This window comes from Alphaproteobacteria bacterium (assembly GCA_040218575.1).
Classification (GTDB): Bacteria; Pseudomonadota; Alphaproteobacteria; order JAVJRE01; family JAVJRE01; genus JAVJRE01.
The window spans coordinates 418,285-444,715 of the sequence record JAVJRE010000002.1 but is presented as its reverse complement, the minus strand read 5'-3'; the positions used below and the strand labels follow the sequence as shown (position 1 = coordinate 444,715).

Annotated in this window: 22 protein-coding genes; 9 read left to right on the top strand and 13 right to left on the bottom strand. The window is 63.0% G+C overall.

The features are described 5' to 3' along the window. Positions 1 to 18 precede the first annotated feature (18 nt). The 6 genes from RIE31_03665 to RIE31_03640 all read right to left on the bottom strand — a co-directional run bounded on the left by RIE31_03665 (position 19) and on the right by RIE31_03640 (position 5,499). Entirely contained in the window at positions 19 to 684 is a 666-nt protein-coding gene (locus tag RIE31_03665) for a DUF899 family protein (GenBank protein MEQ8639697.1), read from the bottom strand. A gap of 133 nt (positions 685 to 817) precedes the next feature. Beyond that, positions 818 to 2,269 carry an aromatic amino acid lyase gene (locus tag RIE31_03660; GenBank protein MEQ8639696.1) on the bottom strand — a complete coding sequence of 484 codons (1,452 nt, stop codon included), beginning with the start codon at positions 2,267 to 2,269 and terminating at the stop codon, positions 818 to 820. A 30-nt stretch (positions 2,270 to 2,299) separates the two neighbouring features. Next, positions 2,300 to 3,751, bottom strand: a complete 1,452-nt coding sequence (locus RIE31_03655) for an aromatic amino acid lyase (GenBank protein ID MEQ8639695.1) — start codon at positions 3,749 to 3,751, stop codon at positions 2,300 to 2,302. A 52-nt stretch (positions 3,752 to 3,803) separates the two neighbouring features. Further along, entirely contained in the window at positions 3,804 to 4,319 is a 516-nt protein-coding gene (locus tag RIE31_03650; protein ID MEQ8639694.1) for a hypothetical protein, read from the bottom strand. 2 nt (positions 4,320 to 4,321) lie between these two features. Next, complete coding sequence (locus RIE31_03645) at positions 4,322 to 5,041, bottom strand: flavin reductase family protein (protein MEQ8639693.1); 720 nt, start codon at positions 5,039 to 5,041, stop codon at positions 4,322 to 4,324. 26 nt (positions 5,042 to 5,067) lie between these two features. After that, positions 5,068 to 5,499, bottom strand: coding sequence for a RidA family protein (locus RIE31_03640; GenBank protein MEQ8639692.1), 432 nt, complete (start codon positions 5,497 to 5,499; stop codon positions 5,068 to 5,070). Between the two features lie 204 nt (positions 5,500 to 5,703). Here RIE31_03640 and RIE31_03635 point away from each other — a divergent pair, with 204 nt between their 5' ends. Continuing rightward, positions 5,704 to 6,939 (top strand): MFS transporter, encoded by a 1,236-nt coding sequence (locus RIE31_03635; GenBank protein ID MEQ8639691.1) that lies wholly within the window; start codon positions 5,704 to 5,706, stop codon positions 6,937 to 6,939. Between the two features lie 3 nt (positions 6,940 to 6,942). Here RIE31_03635 and RIE31_03630 read toward each other — a convergent pair whose 3' ends face one another. Then, complete coding sequence (locus RIE31_03630; protein MEQ8639690.1) at positions 6,943 to 8,322, bottom strand: amidohydrolase family protein; 1,380 nt, start codon at positions 8,320 to 8,322, stop codon at positions 6,943 to 6,945. Positions 8,323 to 8,470: 148 nt separating this feature from the next. Between RIE31_03630 and RIE31_03625 the strand changes: the two genes are divergently transcribed. Then, entirely contained in the window at positions 8,471 to 9,667 is a 1,197-nt protein-coding gene (locus tag RIE31_03625; GenBank protein MEQ8639689.1) for an acetyl-CoA C-acyltransferase, read from the top strand. Between the two features lie 39 nt (positions 9,668 to 9,706). Continuing rightward, positions 9,707 to 10,966 carry a sodium:proton antiporter gene (locus RIE31_03620; GenBank protein ID MEQ8639688.1) on the top strand — a complete coding sequence of 420 codons (1,260 nt, stop codon included), beginning with the start codon at positions 9,707 to 9,709 and terminating at the stop codon, positions 10,964 to 10,966. A 26-nt stretch (positions 10,967 to 10,992) separates the two neighbouring features. Here the strand turns inward: RIE31_03620 and RIE31_03615 are convergent, their stop codons facing one another. From RIE31_03615 to RIE31_03605, 3 genes are all read right to left on the bottom strand, one after another. Beyond that, on the bottom strand, positions 10,993 to 11,751 hold the full coding sequence (locus RIE31_03615) for a sulfite exporter TauE/SafE family protein (protein MEQ8639687.1): 759 nt from the start codon (positions 11,749 to 11,751) through the stop codon (positions 10,993 to 10,995). Between the two features lie 65 nt (positions 11,752 to 11,816). Further along, positions 11,817 to 12,305, bottom strand: a complete 489-nt coding sequence (gene msrA / locus RIE31_03610) for a peptide-methionine (S)-S-oxide reductase MsrA (GenBank protein ID MEQ8639686.1) — start codon at positions 12,303 to 12,305, stop codon at positions 11,817 to 11,819. Positions 12,306 to 12,368: 63 nt separating this feature from the next. Continuing rightward, entirely contained in the window at positions 12,369 to 12,827 is a 459-nt protein-coding gene (locus RIE31_03605; GenBank protein MEQ8639685.1) for a RidA family protein, read from the bottom strand. 123 nt (positions 12,828 to 12,950) lie between these two features. On the opposite strand from RIE31_03605, the gene RIE31_03600 reads away from it, so the two are divergent. Genes RIE31_03600 through RIE31_03590 form a run of 3 tightly spaced genes read left to right on the top strand, consistent with a single transcriptional unit; the run spans position 12,951 to position 16,733 of the window. Further along, positions 12,951 to 14,021, top strand: a complete 1,071-nt coding sequence (locus RIE31_03600) for a saccharopine dehydrogenase NADP-binding domain-containing protein (GenBank protein MEQ8639684.1) — start codon at positions 12,951 to 12,953, stop codon at positions 14,019 to 14,021. A gap of 19 nt (positions 14,022 to 14,040) precedes the next feature. Beyond that, on the top strand, positions 14,041 to 15,552 hold the full coding sequence (locus RIE31_03595; GenBank protein ID MEQ8639683.1) for an aldehyde dehydrogenase family protein: 1,512 nt from the start codon (positions 14,041 to 14,043) through the stop codon (positions 15,550 to 15,552). Continuing rightward, a complete protein-coding gene (locus tag RIE31_03590; GenBank protein ID MEQ8639682.1) occupies positions 15,549 to 16,733 on the top strand; it encodes an amidohydrolase in 1,185 nt (394 codons plus the stop codon). Before RIE31_03595 ends, RIE31_03590 begins: the two co-directional genes overlap by 4 nt. A 13-nt stretch (positions 16,734 to 16,746) precedes the next feature. On the opposite strand, the gene RIE31_03585 is transcribed toward RIE31_03590, so the two are convergent. Further along, the gene (locus tag RIE31_03585) at positions 16,747 to 18,021 is read right to left on the bottom strand and encodes an amidohydrolase/deacetylase family metallohydrolase (protein ID MEQ8639681.1); all 1,275 of its coding nucleotides are present in this window, start codon (positions 18,019 to 18,021) and stop codon (positions 16,747 to 16,749) included. 149 nt (positions 18,022 to 18,170) lie between these two features. Between RIE31_03585 and RIE31_03580 the strand changes: the two genes are divergently transcribed. Next, the gene (locus RIE31_03580; protein ID MEQ8639680.1) at positions 18,171 to 19,538 is read left to right on the top strand and encodes an amino acid deaminase; all 1,368 of its coding nucleotides are present in this window, start codon (positions 18,171 to 18,173) and stop codon (positions 19,536 to 19,538) included. 42 nt (positions 19,539 to 19,580) lie between these two features. Here RIE31_03580 and RIE31_03575 read toward each other — a convergent pair whose 3' ends face one another. Beyond that, positions 19,581 to 22,307, bottom strand: coding sequence for a methyl-accepting chemotaxis protein (locus tag RIE31_03575; protein MEQ8639679.1), 2,727 nt, complete (start codon positions 22,305 to 22,307; stop codon positions 19,581 to 19,583). A gap of 552 nt (positions 22,308 to 22,859) precedes the next feature. Here RIE31_03575 and RIE31_03570 point away from each other — a divergent pair. Both RIE31_03570 and RIE31_03565 read left to right on the top strand, forming a co-directional pair. Continuing rightward, positions 22,860 to 23,336, top strand: coding sequence for a hypothetical protein (locus RIE31_03570; GenBank protein MEQ8639678.1), 477 nt, complete (start codon positions 22,860 to 22,862; stop codon positions 23,334 to 23,336). A gap of 213 nt (positions 23,337 to 23,549) precedes the next feature. Next, positions 23,550 to 24,581: a Fe(3+) ABC transporter substrate-binding protein gene (locus RIE31_03565; GenBank protein ID MEQ8639677.1), complete on the top strand. Its 1,032-nt coding sequence runs from the start codon at positions 23,550 to 23,552 to the stop codon at positions 24,579 to 24,581. A gap of 9 nt (positions 24,582 to 24,590) precedes the next feature. On the opposite strand, the gene RIE31_03560 is transcribed toward RIE31_03565, so the two are convergent. After that, positions 24,591 to 26,318, bottom strand: a complete 1,728-nt coding sequence (locus RIE31_03560; protein MEQ8639676.1) for an iron ABC transporter permease — start codon at positions 26,316 to 26,318, stop codon at positions 24,591 to 24,593. Between the last annotated feature and the right edge of the window lie 113 nt (positions 26,319 to 26,431).

Here is a 26,431-nt window from a genome sequence, read left to right as displayed (position 1 = left end):
CCGGACGCGGCAGCGACATCAGGACACGTCAGGATACCAATTGTCACCGCGTCCTGCCGGCGTCAGGTCCAGTGCGTTCCACAGTGGCCAGAGCTGGTCGATGTGCCGCGCGTGCTGGCCGGCCTCTGCTGTCGTGTAGAACAGCTCACTGGCCCAAACGTGGCGAATGCTGCCACTGTCCTTGCGAAAGACGTTGAGGATCGGCCACTGGTCGCCGCTGGCGGACTCCGCATTATAGTCTGTGTTGTAGGTCGTTCCGTCGGATGACAGCAGGCGCAGGTGGGTCCAGGCCCGCCGCCTGGCCAGGTCTGCCAGCTCGGCTGGCGTGGCGCGCGCCGCCACGGCCAGGGAAATACGTTGTGTGAGGGCCCGGGCACTGCCATTCAGGCTATCCAGGAACGCTGTGCACATGGGGCAGGGTGTTCCGCCCGGCTTGTACATCAGGCTGTACAGCAGCAGGGTGTCCTGCCCTGTCTGAAAAAGCCGGCTCAGCGGCACTGGGCCAGTTGCCGTTGCGAACACATAGTCCTGAGGCACTTCGCCGCCGGCCGGCAGTTGGCGCCGTACCGCTGCCACCTCCGCCACTTTGGCGCGCAATTCTCGCTCCAGGTCCAGCAGCTTGTTTCTGGCACTCCTGTACCCGTCCGATTCGTTGGGGAAGCGCACCTGATGGTGTACGGTCATGGCACTCTCCTGTGGCAGTCGTCTGGTCGGGTCCTTACAGTAAGCAAATACTTACATATAGGTCAAGCCAGGCAACTGACAGGCGTGGCGCTTTCAAATTGGCCAGGCAAATTGGCCAGGCTAGTCGGTCAGGCTAGTCGGTCAGGCCAAACCCCTGACGCTCCCCCAGGATGGCGGCACTGAAGGCATCGGCCAGTCGCTCCGTATCGGCCCCCAGATTGCGCGCGTCCGTGACCGGTGGAAACGCCTTGCGGATATCCGCCAGAATCGGCCGCAGGGCAGGGGCCGGCTCCCGTCCGGCGACGGTCAGAGCCTGGCTAGACGATGCGGCCAGCATGGCGAGGCACAGGTCATAGCAGCGCGCCGCCTTCATTTCCTTCTCATAGGCACTGAACAGCGGCATGACCGTATCGGTCTGGCCGTCGCTGCCGGAGTACAGGGGAATCAACGCGGGCGCTGCGTGCTCCGCCGCGCGCCGCGCCAGGTCGTAGCCGGAGACGGCCAGAAAGGCGGTGGAGTAGCGCTTGCCATCGACCCACAGACGATCAGGCAGGCCGGTCACCGATTTCTTATGAATCTGCTCGGTCTCGCGCGCTGTGATGACAGCCATGTCGGCCCATGTCGCCGTCATCCAGTTCATCGGGTGATAGGCGTAGGGCACATGAAAGCCGCCGCTGGAAATGACCCGGCCGTGCGGTGGTGACTGCTCTTCGTCCAGATAGACCGGATTATCGTTTATGGCGCTCAGCGCCATGGCCGCATGCTGCTCCAGCTGCGCTACGGTCCGCAGCATATGCCCCAGCATGCGGGTCAGGATGCGCCAGGAGATGGGCGGTTGCCAGGATCGCCGCCCCTTCATCTCCATGCCGTCGAGATAGCCGTTCAGCAGGTCGATCGCCTCGCCTTCATGGGGATCGGCGATCAGCGGTTTCAGCGCCCGGTCCCATGGGTCCATGTTCAGGCTGGCGGCATCGATCGACAGGGCATGGACGGCCCCGGCGATCTTCGTTCGGCGTCGGGCCCTGAGCGCGGTGTCGCCAAGCAGACCGGGCGCACAGCCTGTGCCGTTGCGCAGTGCGTTCTGATCGCGCGCCTGGCTCATATCGCCCATCAGGTGGGCATAGAGTGTGATGAGCTGCAGCACTTCGCCGGCGGAGTCCATCCCTGCAACCCTGACATCGGGCAGTGGTCGGCCATCGAGCATATCGGCCACGGCCTGGGCTGTTTCCATGCTGATGGCGGCATAGCCTGATACGTAGTTGATCAGGCGCGTAAAGATCATGGCGCGGATGGCCCGCGCCGGCATGGTCTCGCCGACGCCGGTGTTCTTCACGAAGTTGGGGGCCTTGGCCAGCTTTGCCTGGTCTTCCTTGCTCAGGATGGTTGCGGCGCCGTCGCCGAACCCTGTGGTCACGCCATAGATGTGCAGACCGGGCACTGTTTCGACCATGTTGAGGAATCGCTTGCGTGCGGTGCGCATGCGGGCCCGCGCATCTTCACCGAACTGCACGGCCTCGCCCTGCCAGGCAACGCGGCGCAGGGTGTCCAGATTGAAGTCAGTCGTTTCGTTCAGAACTACGGTCATGATGTCCTCGTATAGCTATGGCGTGTCCGTTCAGGCGGAAAAGCCGAAATCATCTGATTTGTTCACGATGGCGTCGCTGAAGCCGACGGCCAGTCTTTCCGTATCGGCGCCCAGATTGCGTGCGCTGGTTACGGGCGGGAAGTGGTCGCGTACTTCCGCCAGGAATGGTCGCAACGGCGGGGCCGGTTCACGACCCGCCACATGCAGGGCCTGACTGGCCGATGCCGCAAGGATGGCCATGCACAATCCCAGGTGTTCGCCGGCCTTGGTTTCCTTTTCATAGGCTTCGAACAGTGGCATGGCGGTATCGGTCTGGCCGTCGCTCCCGCCATGTAGCGGAATCAGGGCAGGGATCGCGAAGGCGCGGGCCCGGCTGGCAATGTCATGGGCCGGAACGATCATCTGCCGTGTTGAGAAGCGGGTGCCGCCGACCCACAGGTTCTCCGGCAGGCCGGTCACGCTGTGCTTGTGCAGTTGGGCACTTTCGCGCGCGGCCAGGACACACATTTCGGCCCAGGCAGCACTCAGACCATTCATCGAGTGATAGGCATAGGGCACATGAAAGCCGCCAGTGGAGACAACCCGGCCGTTGGGTGGCGATTCCTCTGCGTAGAAGAAGGTCGGATTGTCGTTGACGGCCAGCAGAGCTGTCTTCGCCATCTCTTCGGCGTGACCGACCGTTCGCAAGACATGGCCGATCATGCGGGTCAGGATGCGCCATGAGATCGGCGGCTGCCATGTCCGGCGGCCGGTCGTTTCAATGCCGGCCAGGCTGGCATTCAGAAGATCAATGGCTTCCTGCTCATGGCGGTCCACAATCAATGGTTTCAGGGCGGGGTCCCACGGGTCCATGTTCAGGCCGGCTGCATCGATCGAGAGAGCGAATACGCGCGTCATCAACCGCGCCAGTCGTCGTGCCCGCAGCGCCGTGTCGGCCAGCAGGCCCGGCGCGCAGCCTGACCCGTTGCTCATCCCATTCTGGTCGCGCACCTCGCATTGGTCATCGCGCACGGTGTGGAACAGGCTGAGAAGTTGAAGAAGTTCACCGGGGGAATCCTGCCCCATCACCGGCATTTCGGGGAGCGGGCGACCATCCAGCATGGCGCAGATGCGCTTCGCTGAAGTCAGGCTGATCCCGGTGCGCCCCGCCACATAGTTAATCATGCGGGTGAAGATCATGGCCCGCACCGCCCGCGCCGGCAGGTGTGGACCCATGCCGGTGCTGATAATCGTGGACGGATTCTTTGCCAGCTTCTGCTGGTCCTCGCGGCTCAGAATCTTGCTGGCGCCGTCGCCATACCATGTTGTCACACCGTATATGTGCAGGCCGGGCTCTTTTTCCAACAGGTTGAGAAATGCGGCACGGGCCCTGGTCATGGTGGCAATGGCGTCCGGCCCGAAGGAAACCGGTTCTCCCTGCCAGGCGACGCGGCGTACGGTCTCCAGATTGAAATCATCCGGTGTATTCAACATGACGGTCATGACGGTCGTCTCTTTGTTGTCTTGCGTGGTCAGGGGCGTGGTCAGGATGCGGTCAGATAAAGGGATCGTGTGACCACTGGAGAAGCGCTTGTCGCTGGCGCGGCCGGCAGGCCAGATCATGCGGTTGACAGTTCGCCCGTATCTGAGCGCTGTGACGGGCAAAAGCGCGCCAGCGGCGGATTTGCGCCTGGTCGATCCGCTCCAGCCGGCGACCTTGCCAGTAGCGGCAGAACCACTGGAACCAGCCACGCGGGTCCGGACCCATGATCCAACCCTTTTCCCGCCAATGGGCGAGGGACTGTCGGCTCTTTACGCCAAAGCAGTTTATGGTCGGATCAGGCGGGTCGGCCAGCCGCGCCGTGTCGAACCATGAACGCGGAAACTCGCCTCGGCAGTCACTGAGGTATCTACCCTCAAATACGCCAAGGGCGAGCAAGCGCTTTGGCGATGCGAAGGGCCGGAAACCCGGATCAAAACACCGTCCTGACGGTGCTTCGATCCGGTAGGTGTAGTTCCGCTGCATGCGGTCGTTGACCGTGACGTGATCGCCGATCCGCCATGTCGCCATGGTCAGTCTTTCTTGTAACCGGGGTCGGTTCGCACCTGGGTTTGCGTCGGCGTGGCCCGGATGATATCGGCCAGCTTCTCGTATCCCTTGACTCGCGAATTGACGATCTCTGCCGCCTCCTCCGGTTTCGGCAGCGGGTCTTTGCGCGCGTCATAGCCAATGACAGGGCCAACTGTGCGCCAGGTCATGGGCCGCGACCGGATAATGGTATCCACCAGATCCCACTGAATGGTGCCATTGACGACACAGCGTTCGTGCGCATGAACCTGGACAATACGGCCGACGACCAGGACAAAATCGCTGTCGGTGCCATCCTCCTTGGTTAGCTCGATTTCGCGATCAATCACGCACTCGATATTGACCGGACATTCGGCGATCAGGGGCACGTCCACCACTTTGCCGGGAATGGGCGTAAAGCCACAGTTCTTCCACTTGTCGGCTTCGATGCCGGAGTGGGTGCCGACAAACTCCATCTGGCGCAGCATTTCCGGCGTCGGGAAATTGACGACGAACTGCGGAACCTCCTGCATCAGTTTATAGGAGTACATGATTTTGCGCGGGCTGATCGTCAGGATCGGCGGATCGTCGGCCGGACCACCCAGAACGCCGACGGCCCAGATATTGGGCTTGCGAAATCCCGGCTTGTCGGCGCCGACGGTGATCAGAGTCACCGGCGCCGGCCACCAGTTGCTTTTCCACTTCATCGAAACGCGTGGTTCCATAATCGTCCCCTAAGTGAGCCGTCGGTCTAGCCGAGGCAGGCGATGGCAGAGATCATGATCTTTTCGGTCGGGCGCGGCAGGGCGATCCCGCCCATGACCATGCGGGCAGGTGGCGCGTCGCCGAAGAACTCGTAGCAAACCGGATTGACTTTGGGATAGACGTCCTTTTGCAGGTCTGTCTCGTGGACATAGAGGGTCATGGAACAGACGTCGCTCATTTTGGCGTCGACGCTGGCAAGGGCCGCCTGCATATTGCGAAAGGCCTGTCGGGTATGGTCTCCCAGATCGCCGTCGGCCAGTTTTTTGTCCTTGGTGTAGGGAGACATGCCGGCAAGGAAGATCATGTTCCCGCGTTTGCACACCCAGCTATAGAAAGGCGTGTCAGGGGCGCCGGTCGGCGGCGACAGTGTATCGGGGTTGATTGTAATTCGTGGCGCCGGATCGGCCGTGTGGCTCATGGCATGTCCTTTCGCGTGGTGGATCGCAGTGGTGGGTTTCTGTGACGAGTCGGAGTGTCCGGTGGCCGGTGCGGGCATCGAATGGCGCGACCGTCGCCAAGTGTGCGTGATGCCCTGTCTGGGGCGCAACTGCCGGCGCGGCCTCTGGACAGGCCTCCGCACCCTCGGTAGGGGCCTCTGGACACCAGCAGGATAGCGACATCCATGACAACCGCGGCCACACAGCCGGCAATGGACGGGGAAGATCCCTACAGATGGGTCATCCTGCTGGGCGCGTGGCTGGTCTATTTCTGCTTTGGCCTGACATCGGCCGCATTGCCGCCTCTGGTCTCTGAAATTCGGGCGGACCTTGTTCTGTCCGGCTCGGCCATGGGCAGTGTTCTGGGGGCCTGGCAACTGGTCTATATCGCCGCCGCCATTCCCGCAGGCGTGGCCCTGGACCGCATCGGGCCGCGTCGTGCGCTGCTGGCGGCGACCTTGATCATCGCCGCGTCCGGTGCCCTTCGGGCGGTGGCCGGTGGGCACCTGACGCTGTTTCTGGCGGTGGCCCTGTTCGGTATCGGCGGTCCGCTTATCAGCATTGGCGCGCCGAAGCTGGTCGCTGTCTGGTTTGCCAGCCGCCAGCGCGGCCTGGCCATGGGGCTCTATGTGACGGGCCCGGCGCTTGGCGCCATCGTCGCTCTGACGGCGACCAACAGCGTCGCCATGCCGCTGTTGGGCGGTGACTGGCGGCTGGTTCTGCTGGCCTATGCCACATTTGTCGCGCTGGCCAGTACGGCCTGGCTGGCGATCAGTGCTCACCCCTCGGCCCGTGCCAGCGAGGCGCGGCTCAATCGTCAGGAGCGCCAGCCGCAACGTCAGGTCTTTGTCGAGCTGCTACGGGTGCCTGCGGTGCGCATCGTGTTGGTCATGAGCATCGGTATCTTCTTCTTCAATCACGGTCTCAATAACTGGCTGCCGGAGATTCTACGTCTCGGTGGCATGACCGTGACTGTTGCCGGGTTCTGGGCCGCCATACCGGTCGGTGTCGGTATCGTGGCGGCGGTGCTTGTGCCGCGGTTGGCTACACCGCGCCGCCGCTATCTGGTCATGCTGGGGTTGCTGTTGTGCGCTGTCACATCCAGCGTATTGCTGCAATCCAGCGATCTGCCGTTCCTTTTGCCGGGTCTGGTGCTGCAGGGTGTCGGCTATGGCACGTTGATGGCGGTGGCCATGCTGATCCTGGTGGAACAGCCGGAGGTGCAGTCACGCCGCGCCGGCACCGCGGGCGGCCTTTTCTTTGCGGCGGCAGAGATCGGCGGCGTTCTGGGGCCGCTCTCCCTGGGTATCATGTTCGACGCCAGCGGCGGGTTTACGCTGGCGCTGGTGGTACTAACGGCGATCATGACCGGCCTGATCCTGCTTCTGGCGCGGCTGCGCCGGGTGGCGCCGCTCGCTTGATGTCTAACGCTGCAGCCAGACGGCGCCGCGCGGCGGCGCGATGTCGGGGCTCTGGTCCATCAGCCGGGTCCATACGGCGCGCGCAGCGCTTTCCGCATCGGCCATGACCTGATCTTCTTCCATGGCGAGGACTTTGCCGTCGCGCATGAGGAACTCGCCATTGACCATGACTCCGTCCACATTGCCGGGGTGGCCATAGTGAACGATGGCCGACACCAGATTGATTACCGGCCGCAGATTAGGGCCCAGCTTCAGCAGCGTCAGGTCCGCCTTCTTGCCGACCGCTATGGAGCCCAGATCATCCTCGCGACCAAGCGCCCGCGCGCCGTTGCGGGTGGCCGTGGCCAGCATTTCCTCCGGCTGCGGTTCGATGCCGCCGCCTTCATAGCTGCCACGATGGACAATCAGTCCGATCTTGAGGGCCTGGAACATGTCCTCGGTCATATTGTCGGTGCCCAGCACGATGTTGACGCCGGCGTCGCGAATGCGCGCCACATTGGCCCGGTGCGGTCCCCGTCGTGACGAGTTGGCCGGGCAATGAGCCATATGGACGCCGTGCTCGGCCAGCAGGTCGATGTCCGCCTCGGTGCACCAGGTCCAGTGGGCGCCGATCAATTCATCATCCAGCCAGTCATTCTGCTTGAGATACTCGGCTGGCGTACCGCCACACAGGCGCTTGACCTGCTGCAGCTCAAGCGGGCTCTGCGCCAGGTGGACATTGCGCCGGAGGCCATGTTTGTGGGCCAGTGTCAGGAGTTTCTCCAGCATCCAGGGTGAGCAGTTGTCCGTCGCGTGGGATGCCACCTGCACCTCAACCCGACCATTTTCGGCGCCGTGCAACTCCTCAATCAACTGGGTTGCACGGTCGAGATACTCTTTGCCGCGATCCTTGTCATAGGTGTACTCGCCGCGTCGGACCTGGTTGATCAGTGCGTCGGTGCATAGCTCGCTGAACACCAGGCGCAGGCCTGTCGGCACAAGATAGCCAGCATAGTCCGGAACATGGCGGTTGGACTCGACCAGGGTCGTCGTGCCGGAGCGGATGGCTTCCAATGCGCCAAGATTGACCATGGCCCGGCGTTCTTCCGCGGTCATGGACAGTGTGATGGGCACCATGTAGCCATAGACGGCATTGCCTTCCATGTCCTCTACCGTGGCGCGGAGAATGGTCAGCACCGTGTGGGTGTGAGAGTTGATCAGGCCGGGCAGGACGGCCTTGCCCCGGCCGTCATGCCGTGCGGCCTGGGGATGGGCGGCCAGCAGGGTCGCCGTATCGCCAACCGCGGCAATACGGTCATCGCGCACCAGGATGGCGCCATCTTCGATAATCGGCTGCGCCGCCTCGCCGGTGACAATCGTGGCGTTTGTGATCAGAGTGTCCATGGCTGCTGTCCCCGCTATCTGTCCTCTGTGCTAACCGTGTCACAGGCTGCTGGCGCCGTTCCAGCCCGCCCGCCTGCTGCCTGCTGTGTGGCCGCCGGATTTGTGGCACTGTCCGTCTCTGCGGAGCACTCCTTGGGGCACATCGGTTATGGCTGACTCCATCGTCATACTCGGCGCCAGCCGGACACCGGTCGGCGCCTTTCAGGGGGGGCTGGCGGGGCTGACCGCGCCGCAGCTTGGCGCCACCGCCATACGCTCTGCCCTTGATGCGATTGGCGTGACCAACGACCGCCTGCCAGCGCCGTACGCGCTGGAGGTGCTGATGGGCTGTGTATTGCAGGCGGGGCTGGGCCAGGCGCCGGCGCGCCAGGCGGCGCACGGTGCGGCGCTGCCGCGCGAGGTCGGCGCTTCCACCATCAACAAGGTCTGCGGCTCAGGCATGAAGAGCGCCATGCTGGGCCATGACATGATCCGCGCCGGTGGTGCGCAGTTGGTGATCGCTGGCGGCATGGAGTCCATGTCCAACGCGCCCTACCTGCTGGCGCGGGCGCGCAGCGGCTATCGCGCCGGCCATGACCGGTTGCTCGACCACATTTATCTGGATGGCCTGGAAGACGCCTACGAGCCTGGCCGGCTTATGGGAGTTTTTGCGGATGAGATGGCCTCCAGCCTGGGTTTCAGCCGCGCTGACCAGGACACGTATGCGGCTGAATCCCTGCGCCGGGCACAGGCGGCGGTGGAGACGCCCGCTTTCACAAAGCGAATGGCGCCGGTCGCAACGGACAGCGCCGGGCAGGCTGTGACCATAACGCGCGATGAACTGCCACAGCGCCTGAAACCGGAGCGTATTGCCTCGCTTAAACCCGTGTTCGGGTCAAACGGCACGATTACGGCGGCTACGGCCAGTGGCCTGGCCGATGGCGCTGCTGCGGTCGTACTGTCGTCCGCAGACGAGGCGCGGCGCATGGGCGCGGCGCCCCTGGCGCGGGTGATGGGTCATGCCAGCCACGCACAGGAACCGTCTGCCTTCACTACTGCGCCGGTCGGTGCCGTGCGGCGGCTTCTCGACCTGTTGGCTTGGCGCGTCGCCGACGTTGACTTGTTTGAGATCAACGAGGCCTTCGCGATGGTGCCCATGGCTCTGATGGCAGAACTTGGCGTCAGCCATAACCGGCTCAATATCCATGGTGGGGCCTGCGCCCTGGGCCACCCTATCGGCGCCAGCGGCGCTCGAATCCTGGTCGATCTTCTGCACGATCTGATCGAGTCGGGTGGAAGACGCGGTGTGGCCAGCCTGTGTATCGGCGGCGGCGAGGCAACCGCCATTGCCGTGGAGCGTCTTTAGAGTGGTGTGGTCCTGCTGCCGGGTTGCGCCGGGCGCGCCATGAGTCTGTTCGACATAGCCGCTATCGTCGTTGGCCTGTCGGCGATCTTCGCTTTGATCAATCATCGTTGGTTCCGGTTGCCGGCCACCGTCGGCCTGTTTGGCATCGCGCTCGGCGCGTCGCTGGTGGTGCTCCTGGCGGATCTTGTGTGGCCAGGCCTGCAGATCGCGACGGTTGTACGCTCGGTTCTGCTGCGGATCGACCTGCACGATGTGCTGATGGAAGGCCTGCTGAGTTTTTTGCTGTTTGCCGGCGCGCTGCACGTGGACTACGGCCAGTTGGTGCGCCGGCGCTGGGCCATCGGCGCCCTGGCCACTCTGGGTGTGTTGCTCTCCACGGCGCTGATCGGTGGTGCGGTGTGGGCGCTTTCGGCCCTGGCTGGCATGGCCATGCCGTTCATATGGGCACTGGTGTTTGGCGCCCTTATCAGCCCAACAGATCCGGTTGCTGTTCTTGGCATTTTGAAGGAAAGCCGGGTGCCGGCCTCACTGGAAGCCAAGTTGGCGGGGGAGTCCCTGTTCAATGACGGGATCGGCATCGTCGTCTTCACGATCCTGCTGGCTGTGGCTGTATCCGGAGCGGGTAATGTCACAACGCTGCAGATCGGCGGATTGTTTCTGCAAGAAGCGGTTGGCGGAGCCGTGCTTGGCCTTGGCGCCGGCTGGCTCGCCAATCGTGCGCTGGCTGTCGTTAACGATCATAGCGTCGAGATTCTGATCACGCTGGCGACGGTCATGGTCACCTATGCGGTGGCCTTGGCACTGCACCTCAGTGGGCCAATCGCCATGGTTCTTGCGGGTCTGCTGATTGGCAACAAGGGTGTGCAATTCGCCATGAGCGAGACCAGTCGCAACCATGTCCTGAGCTTCTGGACGGTCCTGGACGAGCTGCTGAATTCCGTATTATTCCTGTTGATCGGTGCGGAGGTGCTCATCATCGCGCTGGACTTCAGCCTGGCCGCGGCGGCACTCGCCACCATACCGGTGGTGCTGATTGCCCGGCTGGTCAGCGTCTGGGTGCCGATTCGTATGCTCGCTATCCGTCAGGACTTTACACCAGGCGCCGTGCCGATTCTGGTCTGGGGCGGCCTGCGCGGCGGTATAGCCGTGGCGCTGGCCCTGTCAATTCCGGAAAATGACGTCAAGCCGGCCATCCTGGCCATGACCTACAGTGTTGTCCTGTTCTCGATCCTGGTGCAGGGCCTGACCGTCACACGACTGGTGGCGCGGGTGATCGGATCGCCGGCCGCGCCGCGTTAGGTCGCGCGCCTTCGTCAACGTGCGGTTCAGCCAACCAGACTCCAGGCCGCCATCGCTGTGACGAACACCAGAACCGCTCGCTGGAACAGGGTTTCGCTGACATGGCCGAACAGACGGCTACCTGCCCAGCAAGCCAGCGCATAGGGCGCGAACAGCCACAGGGCGAGTTGCAGCACAATGCTGGTGACCAGGCCGAACGCCATGAAAGTGACGATGACGCCGAGGCTGAGAAAGGCGAAATAGGCCAGCAGACCGGCCCGGATTTCGGCAGCCTGAGCCCCCCTCCGGCCGACAAAGAACAGGATCACCGGTGGCCCGCCAACACCGGTGGCGGCGGTCAGGGCGCCGCTTGCCGCACCGGTTCCAAGGGTCACCGCCAGGGCCGGCCGGCCGTGATAGCGCCAGCCCGTGGCCATCAGACCCGTGAACAACAGAATCAACAATCCTGTGCCGCGCTTCAGTATTTCCTCGTCGGCCACCGTCAGGATGTGTGCGCCGAATGGCAGGACGACCAGCGCGCCCAGTGACAAGGGCATGACTTGGCGCCACGCGACGCGAGGCAGAACCGGGGGCAGGATGACTGCGGCAACCAGCAGGTCTAGCAGGATCAGTAGCGGTACACCGGTGGCCGGCCCCATGGCGATGGCAAAGGCCGGCGCCATCACCATGGCCGAGCCAAACCCGGAAAAGCCGCGGATCAGACCGGCAATCAGGACGGCGACAATGACCAGCCAGGTGCCGGCCGGGGTGATCGCTGCCGGCCACAAGGCCAGCAGATCGGTCATCGCCGACAATGGTCAGGCAGACCGCGGCATCGCCGGCTGCGTAGCCCCTGCTGGCCGGCAGCGCGTCAGGCGACGTCGCCGGTGAGGATCCGGCAGGTGGCCAGGCCGCGCTTCTCCAGGTAGCGCTGATGATAGTCCTCGGCCGGCCAGAAGCGGGTCGCCGGCGTGATATCCGTTGCGATGGGGCCATGGTGGCGCCCCGATGCCGCAAGTGCGTCCAACGCCTCCTGTGCCGTTTTCGCCTGGGAGCCGGCGTGGGTGAAGATGACAGACCGGTATTGGGTGCCCACGTCGGGACCCTGGCGATTACGCTGGGTCGGGTCGTGCAAGGCGAAGAACGCGTCCACCAACTGGCGATAGGTCACGACGGCCGGGTCGAACTGTACTTCGACGGCCTCGGCATGACCGGTACGGCCACTGCACACCTGTTCATAGGTGGGCGACTCGCCCGTTCCGCCGACATAGCCAACGCGGGTGGCGGTGACGCCCTCAATGTTCCTGAACCGCACTTCGACGCCCCAGAAACACCCCGCCGCAAAGGTCGCCGTTTCCATCGTCTTAATCTCCCACTGGCATCTGCCGGTTTGCGCAAGCCCATTATAGGGCGTACCGCCTTGCTACTCCACTTCGACGATTGCCTCGATCTCGACCGTGATGTTGTTGGGCAGGGCGCCCATACCGACCGCAGAACGGGCATGGCGACCACGGTCGCCGAACACCTCTACAAATAGGTCCGAACAGCCGTTGATAACAGCAGGCTGCCGGCCGAAATCCGGTGTGCAATTGACCATGCCCAGCACCTTGACCACCCGCCGGACGCGGTCCAGGTCGCCCAGCTCCTGCTTCAATACGGCTATCAGTTGCAGGCCCACCAGACGGGCATGGGTAAAGGCCTCGTCAACCGAGACATCGTCGCCAACTTTGCCGGTAGCCTGGCTGCCGTCAGGCCGAACCGGTCCCTTACCGGCCAGAAATATCAGGTTTCCCGTGCGCACCGCATGTACGTAGTTTCCGCCGGGCGCGCGCACATCCGGCAGTGTAATGCCAAGGTCCGCCAGCCGTTGTTCGATTGTCATGACGCCTCCTGTTGAATCCCTGCACCGGGCCTTAAACCTAGCCTATAGTCGCGTCCGGGACAGTGCCCACTGGTCCCAATCTGGCCATACCTGGTCGTGGGCGCTTCATCGGGACGACATTGTATGACGAAAGTGCTTCTGGTAGGCGCTGGCAAGATCGGCTCCGCCATCCTTGATCTGCTGGGGGAGACCGGTGACTACACCGTCACGGTGATTGATCGCAGCGAGCCAGCGCTCAGTCGCCTGCAATCGCGGGCCAGGGCGGTGAAGGCGGTTGATGTGTCGGACGAGTCGGCGGTCCGCGCGGCCATGGCCGGTCATGATGCGGTTCTCAGCGCCGCACCGTTCCACCTGACGCAGACCGTTGCCCGGGCCGCCAGAGCGGAAGGTCTGCACTACTTCGATCTGACGGAAGATCGCGAAAGCGCTCATGCTATACGCGATATAGCACAAGGGGCGGAAACCACGTTTGCCCCGCAGTGTGGACTGGCGCCGGGTTTTATCTCCATTGTCGCCAATGACATGGCCCGGGGATTTACGTCTCTGCGCAACATATACATGCGGGTCGGTGCTCTCCCGCAATTTCCGTCGAACAGCCTTAAGTACAACCTGACCTGGAGCACCGATGGCCTGATCAACGAGTACTGTAACCCCTGTGAAGCGATTTATGGCGGGCAGCGTATCGAAGTCCTGCCACTGGAGGGCATTGAGACCTTTGCCCTCGATGGCGACAACTACGAAGCCTTCAACACATCAGGCGGCCTCGGTACGTTGTGCGATACCTATGCCGGCAAAGTTGAAGACCTCAACTACAAGACTGTCCGCTACCCTGGCCATCGCGACATGATGCGTATGCTGGTTCGTGACCTGCGCCTGGATTTGCGGCGTGATTTGCTGCGCGAGATTCTGGAAGAAGCAGTGCCGATGACACTGCAGGATGTGGTGCTCGTGTTCGTCACGGTCAGCGGCGAGAAAGACGGCCGGCTGATGCAGGAAACCTATGCCAAGAAAATCTATTCGACGGATCGCGGTGCTGGCACGTTAAGTGCCATTCAGCTAACGACCGCATCGGGGATCACCGCGGTTCTGGATATGGTTGTGACCGGCGCGCTGCCCGACCGTGGCTTCCTGCGACAGGAAGATGTGCCGTTGGCCGGCTTTCTGGCCAACCGCTTTGGCCTTCATTACGCCTGAACGCCGACAGGGGGCTTTGATGGACCGCGATACAATTCTGGCTGATGCAGGACTTGATCCGGCGGCATTCCACAAAGGCAGCCTTTCGGTGCGAAGTCCCGTTGACGGCTCTTTGGTTGTCCGGCTTGCAACCGATTCACTTGATGATGTGGACCACAAGATCGGGCGCGCCGTGGCCGCCTTTCAGATATGGCGCGACGTTCCCGCACCGCGACGCGGCGAGCTGGTGCGGTTGTTTGCGGAGGAGTTGCGCGGCGCAAAGATGGCTCTCGGCCGCCTGGTGACGCTGGAAAGCGGCAAGATCGTTGAAGAAGGACGTGGTGAAGTTCAGGAGATGATCGACGTGGCTGATTTTGCCGTCGGCCTTTCCCGGCAGCTCTATGGCCTGACCATTGCATCCGAGCGTGTGCACCACCACATGCGGGAAACCTGGCATCCTCTGGGGCCGGTGGGCGTTATTTCCGCGTTCAATTTTCCGGTTGCCGTATGGGCGTGGAACGCCATGCTCGCTTTTGTCTGCGGTGATCCTGTTGTATGGAAGCCATCAGAAAAAACGCCGCTGACCGCGCTGGCCTGCCAGGCGCTGTTCCGGCGGGCGGCCGCTCGCTTCGGGGACGCGCCGGAAAACCTGTTGCAGATCGTCACTGGCGGCGGCGACGTCGGCGAAGCCATGGCGCGAGACCCGCGGTTGCCGCTGATCAGTGCCACGGGCTCGACGCGCATGGGGCGCGCCGTGGCTCCGCTGGTGGCAGCGCGACTTGGCCGCAGCCTGCTGGAGCTGGGTGGCAACAACGCCATGATCGTGGCTCCATCGGCCGATCTGGACCTTGCGCAGCGAGCCATTCTGTTCTCTGCCGTCGGCACGGCGGGCCAGAGATGCACCACTCTGCGTCGCCTGATTGCTCAACGGGGTATCTGCGGTGATCTGGTCGACCGACTGCGTCAGTCCTATGGCCAGATCAGGATTGGTGATCCCTTCGACAGCGATACACTGATGGGTCCGCTGATCGGCGGCGATGCCTATGAGGCCATGCAGAACGCTCTCAGCGCCGCGCGTTCCGAAGGCGGCATTGTTCATGGCGGAGAGCGCATGGAGACCCATATGGGCAGCAATGCCTGGTATGTGCGGCCGGCCATTGTCACCATGCCGGAACAGACGGCAATTGTGCGGACGGAGACTTTTGCCCCTATCCTCTATGTTATGGCCTATGACCGGATTGACGATGCATTGACCATACACAACGATGTGCCACAGGGGCTGGCCTCCAGCATCTTTACCCGCGATGTGCGCGAGGCGGAGCGCTTCGTCTCCGCTACGGGTAGTGATTGCGGTATTGCCAACGTCAATATCGGGCCCAGCGGCGCTGAAATCGGTGGCGCCTTCGGCGGCGAGAAGGAAACCGGTGGCGGCAGGGAATCCGGCTCCGACTCGTGGCGCGCTTATATGCGTCGCATGACCACTACGGTGAATTACTCAGACGCGCTACCGCTGGCCCAGGGTATTCGTTTCGGTCAGGAGCCGGGGGCGTGAGTCTGGTCCTGACCAATGTTCGCCAGGTTGATGGTTCGGTCGTTGCAGTGCGTACCGAAGGCAAAACCATCACCGCAGTTGGTCCTGAGGTATCCGCGGCGGGCGGCGACATGCTCATTGACGGCAAGGCCGCCTTCGTCGTGCCCGGGCTTGTGGACTGTCATGTTCATCTGGACAAGACATACTGGGGGATGGCCTGGCGACCGCATGAGGCCGGGGCCGATATCCAGGATCGCGTGCGTACGGAGCGTCGCCAGCGCCGCCAACTGGACAAGTCGGTTGAAGTCAGGGCGATGGCCCTGCTGCAGACCATGCTGGACAACGGCACGACCCGCTTGCGCACCCATGTGGACATCGATTCGGATGTCGGTTTAACCCAGCTTGAGGCGGTTCTGGCAGCGCGGCAGGCGGTTGCCGGCCAGATGGAGATTCAGATCGTCGCCTTTCCTCAGAGCGGCGTGGTCCGGGAACCCGGCATGGCTGATTTGCTTGCCGCGGCCCTATCGGCCGGTGCTGATCTCATCGGCGGTGTCGATCCCGAAGGTTTTGATCATGACGTCAATGGTCAGCTCGACATCCTGTTTGATCTGGCCGAGGCAACGGGCAAGGGACTGGACATCCATCTGCATGATGGCGGTGAGAGCGGCGCCTGCCAGATTGACCAGATCGTCGAGCGAACTCTGGCGCTGGGCCTCTCTGGCAAGGTAGCTATCAGCCACGGGTTTTGCCTCGGGCAAGTGGGCGCCTCCCGTCTGGCAGGGCTGGCCGACGGCCTGGCCAGAGCGGGAATCGCCATCATCAGCCATGGTGGCGCTGCTGCGACGCCGCCGCCGTTCCGCCGGTTGTACGAGGCCGGCGTCGTCGTGGCCGCCGGGTCCGATAATATCCGCGATGGATGGAGCCCGTTCGGCAACGGGGACATGGTGGAGCGCGCCATGTTGTTGGCCTGGCGCTCCGGCTTTCGCCGTGACGAAGACATCGCTTTTGCGCTGGATATGGCGACGGGCCTGGCGGTCCGGGCTCTTGGTATGACGGACTACGGATTGCGCCCGGGCTGCCGCGCCGACCTTGTAACACTGCCTGGCGAAACCCTGGCTGAAGCGGTCGTGTCGCGGCGCGCTCGCGGCGTTATTGTTCGCCACGGTGGTCTGCACCAAACCCGACCGGATTCCATCCGCTAACGGTGCCGTACGCTTAGAACACCGGCGGTGCGCCACTCTGGCGGCGGCGGTCCAGGGCCAACCGTGGCACCGCCGGCATGGTCAGGGGGAAGGGGTCGAGCCCGCGGCCTGACGGATCGTCCTCTCCGTCGGACCACCAGCGACCGGCAATGACCACGCCACGTGCAATCAGGCGCTGTCTGGCCGCCAGGGCCTCGTTATTTGCATCACGAAAGTTGAAGCGGCCTTTTGCGAGCTCCAGAACGGCCACATCTGCGGGCGAGCCGATGGAAAGAGTGCCCAGCTCCGGCCGGCCGATGACCGCCGCCGGCGTCTCGGTCGCCGCGCGGACAACCTCTGTCAGTGGCATGCCCATGGCCAGAAGCTTGCTCATGGTGACCAGCACGTCAAAGGCCGGCCCGTTGAGGCTGAGGCTATGCACATCGCTTGAAATGACGTCCGGCATGATGCCGGCATCCAGCAGTCGCCGCGCCGCCGTAAAGCCAAACGACCCTTTCCCATGGCCGATATCCATGATGACACCACGGTCGCGCGCGCGCAGAAGCTCGCGGTTGATGGTGCCGGACGGTGTTACGGGCCCGTTGGGGGCCGGTCGGAAACAATGGGTCAGGATATCGCCTGGCCGTAGAGCTTTCAGCACCTCGCCATAGGCGGGCGGTCCCTTCGAAATATGCGCCATAATTGGTTTACCGATGGCGGCGGCGGCGGCCTTTGCACGAGCCAGAGGCTTCATGCCCAACTGTCCGGTCGTCACCACTCCCATGCGGATCTTGATGCCGACGATAAGGTCGGCGTTGGCTTCCGCCATCTCGATGCAATGCTTGCGGTTGAGATAGCTCAGGTCCTTTGCCTCGCCGATGTCCAGATCGTGGGCAAAACCGAATATGCCAGGGAAGCTGAGGTTGATAAACGCCAGGATGCGGCTGTCGGATCGCTCGATGACATGATGGCGGAAGCCGCGGAAGTTGCCGGCGCCGGTTGTTCCCGCGTCAACCGATGTGGTGGTCGCGCTGCGCCGGGCTATGCGATCGGCATCCACACCGCACGATGCGCCACCCCAATAGACATGGGTGTGTAAATCGATCAGACCCGGGGTCAGGAGGCGGCCGGCGACGTTGCGGACCTCTTTCGCCTTTGCGCGGGGAAGGCCCGTGCCGACCGCGGCGATTTTCCCGCCGGCCATGGCGATATCGGCGGGCCCGTCCAGATTCCGGGCCGGATCGAGCACATGCCCCCCTTTGAGCAAAAGGTCCCAGGATGCTTTCTGCGGGGTCTGATTTCTGGCCATGAGTCACCTGCCGTGCTGAAGGCGGGCTGGACTGGCAGGAACCAGTCTCGCCCCACGCCGGGAAGCCTGACACAATCCCGTGCGGCTACAAGAGGGGCCTGCGCTGCGGCAAGACGGGCCTGTGCCACGAGAAAAGGGAGGATCGCCATATGGACACGTCGACACCACAACCCGTACCACCGGGCGAAGCTGTGGGAGTCAGCGAGCTGACCACGCCCGGGACCGATGGACTGATGATCGATGACCTGGTCAAGGGCTATCCTAACGGCGCGCCGCCCCGGCGTTTGAAAGACATTGGCCAGGCCGGCTGGTCTGTGCTGGGCGAAGACGTGCCGTTTCCTGTTGCCGTCCTCAAGGCGTCCGCCATCGCCCATAACAGCCGGTGGATGCAGCGGTTCGTAGGCCTGTCAGGCGCATGCATCAGCCCGCATGGCAAGACCACCATGGCGCCACAGTTATTCCATCGTCAGTTAGCGGACGGTGCCTGGGGCATCACAGTGGCGACGGCCGATCAGATTCGTGTATGTCGGGCACACGGCATTGATCGTGTGCTGCTCGCCAACCAACTGGTCAGTCGCCAGGGCATCGCCTATGTCTGCAACGAGTTGGCGCGTTGCCCGGATTTTGAGTTCTACAGCCTGGTGGATTCACCCGCCGGTGTGGCGCGGCTGGCTGACGGCGCGCGCGCTTGTGGTCTTACCAGGCCCTTGACCGTGTTGATCGAAATCGGTCTTCCGGGCGGCCGTACAGGGTGCCGCGGCGACGATGATCTGGCGGCGGTAGCCCGTGCTGTTGGTGATGCTGCGCCGTATGTGAGCCTGGCTGGGATTGAGGGTTATGAAGGACAGGTCGAGGGTCGGGATTCGGCGGACACCGAAGACCGCGTAGCACGCTATCTGGACCGATTGGCGGGCGCGGTCCGCAGGGGATTGGGCGAAGGGTGGTTTGCCGGCGGCCCGGTCATCGTCTCGGCCGGCGGCTCGACCTATTACGACATGGTGGTGGACCGTCTGGCCGGCGACCGGACTCTCGGTGAGGTGCGGGTCATCACCCGCAGCGGCTGTTACCTGACCCAAGACTCCGGCCAGTACCGCCGGAGCTTTGCCCGTCTCCTGGAACGCAGCGGCACGGCGCGAGAGCTTGCCCTGGACATGGGGGAAGGGTTGCAGTCGGCGTTGGAGGTATGGGCCCAGGTGCAATCGCGTCCGGAGCCCGGACTTGTCATCTGCACGGCCGGCAAGCGTGACCTGTCCTTTGACATCGAGTTGCCGGTGCCGCTGGCGTGGTATCGCTCCGGTCATTCAACTGTGCCGGAGCCGTTCTCTGGTGCCGCACGTGTACGGCAGTTGAGTGATCAGCATGCTCATGTGGACGTGGCCGCGGACTCTCCGCTGGCTGTAGGTGATCTCGTGGCGTTCGGTATTTCCCACCCATGCACCACGTTTGACCGCTGGCAGATGCTTTATGTGGTGGATGACGCCTATGGCATCACAGGGGCGGTGCGGACGTTTTTCTGAGTCCGCACCGCGCCCGCTGCTTATGAGACCAGACGGTCAGTATTAGAGCGTCCGCACCTGCTCGAGGAAACGCTCGACTTCCGCGCGCAGACTCTCCGACTGTTTGGACAATTCGCCCGCCGCTTCGACTACCTGGGCTGACGCCGCCCCTGAGTCATTGGCGGCCTTGTTGACGCCGGCGATATTGGATGAAACCTGTTGTGTGCCGGCCGCGGCCTGCTGCACATTGCGGGCGATCTCCTGGGTTGCCGCGCCCTGCTCTTCGACCGCGGCGGCGACGGTGGCGGAAATCTGGTTGATTTCCTCAACCGTCTTGGCAATCGCCTGTATCGACTGAGCGGAGTCGCCCGTGGCCTGCTGGATCGAATTGATCAGGGCTGCGATTTCCTCCGTCGCTTTGCCGGTCTGATTGGCCAGACTCTTGACCTCGCTGGCGACAACGGCAAAGCCCTTGCCGGCATCGCCGGCCCGTGCCGCCTCGATGGTGGCGTTCAGGGCCAGAAGGTTGGTCTGCTCGGCAATTTCCGAGATGAGACTGACGACCTCGCCGACTTTCTGTGATGAAGCGACAAGGCTTTCCACCTGGGCGTTGGTGCTCATGGCCTGCTGGGCCGCCTGACCGGCAATCTTTTTCGATTGGTCGACCTGGCGGGCGATTTCCTCCACGGAGCTGGCCAGTTCCTCCGCCGCGGATGCCACGGTTTGGACATTGGTGGAGGCTTCTTCCGAGGCCGCCGCCACGGCGCTTGCCTGGCGATTGGTTTCCTCCGCCGAGGCACTCATGGACTGGGCTGTAGAGTGCATCTCGGTGGATGCGGACGACACGGTTTCCACTACGCTTTTGACGTTGCTCTCAAAGGTGTCGGCCAGGCGAACCTGCTGGGTGATGATCGACCATGTGACCATGGGACCGACATAGTCGCCTTGATTGTCCGTGATCGGTGAGATTCTCAGGTCCAGGGTTTCGTCGCCCATATCGATACGCTTGCGGTGGGGCAGGCTGGCCGGGTCTGCCAGGGCTTTGCGGTCCTGCTCTGACTGCTTCTGGAAGATGTCCAGATCGGCGCCGATCACATCGTCTGCCTTGATGGGCAGCAGATGCTCAAGGGACTTGAGCGTTTCTCTGGCTGAGCGATTGGCATAGACGAACTGAAACTTGTCTGTGTCCGTCAGCATGACGTTGATAGGCATTTCTTCAATCATCGTGGTCAGGCGGGCTGTTTCGGCCTGTGAGCGGACCTGATCGGTGATGATGCTCCAGCTGAGCATAGGTCCGGCGTATTGGCCCTTCTGGTCGTTGATGGCATTGACGTTGAGCTCGAGCTTTTCGTCACCGAGGGAGATGACGGCCTTGTGCGGAAGGTTTGCGGGGTTGGCGAGGAGGGCTCTCTTGTGGGCGGGGTTCTTGTGGAAGATATCGATGGAGGATCCCTCGACCTGACTGGCCTTGACCGGCAGGAGGTGCTCGAGGGACTGCAGGGTCTTGCGGCTGGCGTCGTTGAGATAGGTGATGGTGCAGTCCTTGTCGGCCATCATGATGTTGAGGGGCATCTGCTTGATCATCTGGGCCAGCTGGAAGGATCGGGCGACCTCGTCCTTGAGGGCGTTGAGGCTGTCGGTCATGTCGCCGATCTCGTCGGATGAGCGGCGCTCCAGGGTGATATCGGTGTCACCCTGTCGCAGGCGGTCCATGGCGCGGGCGATGGCGCGGATGGGGCTGGATGCGGCGCCGCCGATAAGGAAGCCGCCGGTGAGGGCCAGGGCGAGGGTGGCGAGGATGGCCAGCTCCATGATCAGTTCGACGCTTTTGACGGTGGCGAAGGCCTGATCGGTGGGGACGCGGACGAGAGCGGACCAGCCGAGGCCGGGATAGTCATAGGCGCCCTGGGTGTGGGCGAAGCCGGCCGCCTGGGCGATGCCCTTGCGGGCGTGGTTGGCGACCATGGAGCCGCGCTCGCCGCGGACGGCGGCCTGGGCGGCGGTGACCCCGGCGTCGGCCAGGTTGAGCTGACCGATGACTGCGAAGTTGCGGTCATAGGTGGTCCAGCCCTGACCCTTGGGGTCGTAGTCGACGATGACCTTGCCGCTGCGGTCGAGGAGGGTGAGTTCGGCATTGCCGAAGCCCTCTGCGGCGAGCTGGTCATAGGCGCCGGCGATGATGTCCTCGACCAGGGCGAAGTCGGCGAAGTTGGCCCAGATGGCGACGATGCGGCCATTGTCGTCGCGGACGGGGGCGGCGAAGACCATGACGAAGCCGTCATCGCCATAGAGGGAGGCGATGAAGGGGTCCTGATAGGGCTCGGTGACGGTGGTGCCGGTGAAGCCGTTGGCGCCTTCCAGGAAGCGCCCGGCCAGGGCATCCTGGAACCAGGCCTGGCCGGCGAAGGTGCGGGCATAGGCGGGGCGGCTGTCGAGGGCCTGGCCCCTGGGATCGACGGTATTGACGGCCAGCACATTGCCCTGGAGGTCGAGGAGGGTCATGGCCCGGTAGATGCCATAGCCGGTCATATAGCCGTTCATGGCCCGCACCAGGGCGGTATCCTGGCCGGGACGGCGCCAGTTGGCGGGGTCCTGGGCGGCCTGGTTGAGGCCGAAGGCCTGGACGTCGCCATAGCGCTCGAACAGGTTGCGTTCGATGGTCTCGATGACACTGGAGGCACTGCTCAGGTAGCGTTGCTCGAAGGCATCCTCGAACTGCCCCTCGCTGAACCAGTAGACACCGAACAGGCCCGCCGCCGGCACAATGCCGAATACCGTCAGCAGCACCATCAGCTTGCCGCGGACGCCGAGCTTTATGGTTGATCGAAGCCTGCTGGAGGCTCTGATTGTGCTGTCAGATCCAGACGGGCTGGCTGTGATGTCCAGTTTGTCCATGGCTTCTGTTGACATTGCCCGGTTCCCTTTGTCTGTTGGGCTGGCTGCATCCGTGGATGGCCAGTTATTGATGAAATACACGGAAAGGTTGTAGTTGAAGATAGTAAAGCAGCACTTAATTGGTGATCGAGACGGGGTGGCCGTGCCAGCCTGTGCACACGAAGCCGTTAGTTCGAACGTACTTCACAATGGCCGGCCGGCCTGCGGATAATGGCTATCGCCAGCCGACGCCCGGCCGGCGCCAGCCGGCATCCAGCCGGCACCCGGCACTATGCGACGGGCGGAACGACACCAGGAGTGATCACAATGGTCTGCCCTCGGAGAATCCTGTCTGGCCTGGTTTTGTGCGGATGGCTGATTGTTGGCAGCCATTCACCGAGACCAGCTTATGCGGAGCCCATAGAGTGGGGCGGTCTGACATTCTCGGACGAGCTGGGCGGGTTCAATTTGATCTCGGTGTCTGGCGCCGGCAGCAGCATCGACCCTTACGTAGTTGTGGAGGACATTACCGGTGCAGAGCCGGCGGTTCTGATTGTTCGGGGCCTGTCTGACGTGTTTCCCCATGGGGTCGGCACACATCGCCTGCCCGGGTTTCACCTGATTAAGGTGGCCATAAACCGGACGGATTTTGCCTGGACTTCCTATGAGCTGGAACTGCAGGAAGTCTTGTGGCTGCCGAGTGACTATCTGGATGGTCTCTCATGGGATCAGGCGGTGCAGTCTGTCCGTCCCTTCAAGTCTGACCGCTTCGCCCAGAGTGTCGACGTGCGCGAGCCCAGTGATGTGGTCCGGTTCAGTGAAGGCAGGGTAGAGCCTGGCGATCTGGTGACCATGCGGGTGACTTTGTCCGACCCGACTCCGGCGGCGGAGTTTTATGTGGTCCAGGTACCGCAGCGTCTGGTCGAATCGGCGCGGCTGCGCTGATTACAGCCTATAGTATTGCGTTTGACTCTCAATTGATTGGTCCAGACCTTTCTGGAAGCATCGTAAATCGGCTCAAAACAGGTATATGCGGCGAAATGACGCAATTTTTTTGCTAGACACTCAAATAATAATGATAATCATTCGCAATTAGTGAACCAGTGGAAACGCCGGCTGGTCCATGGTCGGCGGCAGCTATACAGGAAGGGACGCTCTATGTTTCGCACTCTCGTCACGGCTGTCTTCGGGCTTGCGGCTGTGCTGCTGGCTCCGCCCGCCATGACCCAGGCGCAGGACTCCGTGCTGAATGTCTATTCAGCGCGCCATTACGCAACGGATGCGACGTTGTATGACGCCTTCACGGCAGAGACCGGAATAGAGGTGCGCCGGATCGAAGCGGAGTCCGATGAACTGATCCAGCGCATGCTGGCCGAAGGCCGGAACAGTCCAGCCGATGTTTTCATCACGGTTGATGCCGGCAATTTGTGGCGGGCGCAGCAGGCTGGTCTGCTGCAGCCAGTGTCGTCACCGATTCTGGAGGCTGCCATCCCCGGATATTTGCGCCACGAGGATGGTTACTGGTTCGGTTTTGCCCAGCGCGCGCGAGTCATCTACTACAACAAGGAGCGTATCGACCCTGGCCTGGTGCAGTCCTATGCGGACCTGGCTGATCCGGCGCTGCGTGGGCAGGTGTGCATCCGCACCAGCTCGAACATCTACAACCTTTCCCTCATGGGCTCCATGATTGAAACCTTGGGGGAGGCCGGCGCCCAGGCGTGGGCCGAGGGAGTCGTAGCCAACTTTGCTCGCCAGCCGGCCGGCAATGACACCGCACAGCTCAAGGCGGTTGCCGCCGGCGAGTGTGGCGTCGCCGTTGCCAACACCTACTACTACATACGGCTCCTGACGTCAGATGACCCGACCGATCAGGCTATGGCGGCGCGTATCGGTGTCGTCTTTCCCGATCAGGAGGGTCTGGGCACTCACGTCAACATTTCCGGCGCCGGCGTGGCGGCTCATGCACCGCATCCGGCAGCGGCTGTCCGCTTTCTGGAGTTTCTGACATCGCCCGGAGCACAAGCCTACTTCGCCGGGGTCAACAACGAGTACCCCGTGGTGGACGGGGTCGCGCCGGATGCGGCGTTGGCCAGCCTTGGCCAGTTCCGGGCCGCTCCGGTCAATGTGGCCGTTTATGGTGAGAATCAGCCATTGGCTCAGATGGTCTATGACCGCGCCGGCTGGAAATAGGCGGCGGGCCTAGTAAACCCGGGGGCCGCTGCCGGCAGATTGTGCGGTGGCCCCCGGCTCGCCCGTGCCGGGTCGGCCGTGGCCGATTCTTCGGCTCAGGATGATTACCGGCAGGATGCCGACACCGACGATAGCCAGCGCTGTGGTTGCCGCCTCGGCCAGCCTCTCGTCGGAGGCCAGCTGAAATACGCGGATAGCTAATGTATCGAAATTGAACGGCCGGATGATCAGTGTCGCCGGCAGCTCCTTCAGGATTTCGACGAACACGAGAAGCCCTGCCGTCAGCAGTGTGCCGCGCATCAGGGGGGCATGTACGCGGACAAATGTCGGCAGAGCGCCCAGTCCCAGATTTCTTGCCGCGTCGTCCATGTTGGGCCGAATGCGGCTGAGGCCGGACTCGACGGTCTTGACTCCCAGCGCGGCAAATCGCACGAGATAGGCGAACAGGACGGCGGCGATCGTGCCGGTCAGGACCAGGCCGGTCCCCACACCGAAGGTCTGCTGCATGATGCTGTCCAGCTGGTTGTCCAGCCAGGCGAAGGGTATGAGTACGCCGACCGCGACCACTGTACCCGGTGCGGCATAGCCAAGGGTGGCGATTCTGGCACCGCCGCGGGTTACCCATCCTGGCGCCTGGCGGACCGCATAGGTCAGCAAGGCCGATGCAGCGACCACCAGAACAGCGCCAATTCCCGCCAGAATCGTCGTGTTCCAGGCGAGGCTGGCAAAGCTTCCGCCAGCGTCAGCAAAGCGATTGGCAACCGCCAGCCACAGCAGCACGGCAATCGGCAGAACGAAACCGAGGCTCACCGGCAACACGCACGCGGCCGTCGCCAGGCCGCCCCGCAATGCGGTCAGACGCGGCCGTGGCAGCGGCTGATAGCGTCCGGAGGTGTGGGCGTAGCGGGCGCGTCCCCGCAGGCTGAATTCAATCAGCATTAACATGGCAATGACGGCCATCAGGGTGGCAGATAGTTGCGCGGCCGCCACCCGGTCGCCGAAGCTGAACCAGGTGCGGAAGATCCCGGTGGTAAAGGTCTGCACACCGAGGTGCTGCACCGTGCCGAAATCTGCCACTGCTTCCATTACCGCCAGGGCAACGCCGCCGGCCAGTGCCGGGCGCGCCAGCGGAACCGCCACCTGAAAGAAATTGCCCCAGGGGCCGCAGCCCAGTGTGCGGCCGACCTCCAGGACGCATACGGACTGTTCAAGAAAGCTGGCCCGGGCCAGCAGATAGACATAGGGATAAAACACCACAGACATCAGAAAAATGGCGCCACCCAAAGACCGGATCGGTGGAAAATATCCGGCGACGGCCGGCGAAATATCCCGCAGCAGCGTTTGCACCGGGCCGGCGAAATCCAGAAAGTCGGCGTAGGTATAGGCTATGAGATAGGCGGGTACGGCGAGGGGCAGCAGAAGGGCCCACTCCGCTATCCTGTGCAGAGGAAAGCGGTACATCGTTACCAGCCACGCGGTGCCGGTGCCGATCAGCAGGGTGCTGAAACCGACGCCGACGACCAGCAACAGCGTGTTGCGCACATAGTCGGGCAGAACAGTGGCTGCAAGATGGGCCCAGGTATCGCCGAACGGCTGCAGCAGCCCGGCCGCAATCACCAATAGCGGCAGCGACAAGCCACTGGCCAGTGCCAGGGCGATCAACCGCCAATACGCGCGGCTGGCCCGGTGGCGAGCGGCCGGCGCGGCGTGGCCTGGGTCGGCGGTCAGAACAGTCACGGCATCCCGGCGTTTGGCGGTCTGTGGCGATGGTCGGCGTAGATAGTGCGAATCATTCTCATATACAATACTCCTGCGGACGGGTCACGCGCTGACCTCCCGCCCATCGTCCG

Bases quoted from the DNA above. Each gene is read 5' to 3' on its own strand.
- RIE31_03575 (MEQ8639679.1), bottom strand. From the start codon at position 22,307: ATGGTGCTGCTGACGGTATTCGGCATTGTGCCGGCGGCGGGCCTGTTC.
- RIE31_03655 (MEQ8639695.1), bottom strand. From the start codon at position 3,751: ATGACCGTCATGTTGAATACACCGGATGATTTCAATCTGGAGACCGTA.
- RIE31_03665 (MEQ8639697.1), bottom strand. From the start codon at position 684: ATGACCGTACACCATCAGGTGCGCTTCCCCAACGAATCGGACGGGTAC.
- RIE31_03660 (MEQ8639696.1), bottom strand. From the start codon at position 2,269: ATGACCGTAGTTCTGAACGAAACGACTGACTTCAATCTGGACACCCTG.
- RIE31_03580 (MEQ8639680.1), top strand. From the start codon at position 18,171: ATGGACACGTCGACACCACAACCCGTACCACCGGGCGAAGCTGTGGGA.
- msrA (MEQ8639686.1), bottom strand. From the start codon at position 12,305: ATGGAAACGGCGACCTTTGCGGCGGGGTGTTTCTGGGGCGTCGAAGTG.
- RIE31_03595 (MEQ8639683.1), top strand. From the start codon at position 14,041: ATGGACCGCGATACAATTCTGGCTGATGCAGGACTTGATCCGGCGGCA.
- RIE31_03565 (MEQ8639677.1), top strand. From the start codon at position 23,550: ATGTTTCGCACTCTCGTCACGGCTGTCTTCGGGCTTGCGGCTGTGCTG.
- RIE31_03620 (MEQ8639688.1), top strand. From the start codon at position 9,707: ATGAGTCTGTTCGACATAGCCGCTATCGTCGTTGGCCTGTCGGCGATC.
- RIE31_03615 (MEQ8639687.1), bottom strand. From the start codon at position 11,751: ATGACCGATCTGCTGGCCTTGTGGCCGGCAGCGATCACCCCGGCCGGC.
- RIE31_03585 (MEQ8639681.1), bottom strand. From the start codon at position 18,021: ATGGCCAGAAATCAGACCCCGCAGAAAGCATCCTGGGACCTTTTGCTC.
- RIE31_03635 (MEQ8639691.1), top strand. From the start codon at position 5,704: ATGACAACCGCGGCCACACAGCCGGCAATGGACGGGGAAGATCCCTAC.
- RIE31_03645 (MEQ8639693.1), bottom strand. From the start codon at position 5,041: ATGGAACCACGCGTTTCGATGAAGTGGAAAAGCAACTGGTGGCCGGCG.
- RIE31_03605 (MEQ8639685.1), bottom strand. From the start codon at position 12,827: ATGACAATCGAACAACGGCTGGCGGACCTTGGCATTACACTGCCGGAT.
- RIE31_03600 (MEQ8639684.1), top strand. From the start codon at position 12,951: ATGACGAAAGTGCTTCTGGTAGGCGCTGGCAAGATCGGCTCCGCCATC.
- RIE31_03630 (MEQ8639690.1), bottom strand. From the start codon at position 8,322: ATGGACACTCTGATCACAAACGCCACGATTGTCACCGGCGAGGCGGCG.
- RIE31_03625 (MEQ8639689.1), top strand. From the start codon at position 8,471: ATGGCTGACTCCATCGTCATACTCGGCGCCAGCCGGACACCGGTCGGC.
- RIE31_03650 (MEQ8639694.1), bottom strand. From the start codon at position 4,319: ATGGCGACATGGCGGATCGGCGATCACGTCACGGTCAACGACCGCATG.
- RIE31_03640 (MEQ8639692.1), bottom strand. From the start codon at position 5,499: ATGAGCCACACGGCCGATCCGGCGCCACGAATTACAATCAACCCCGAT.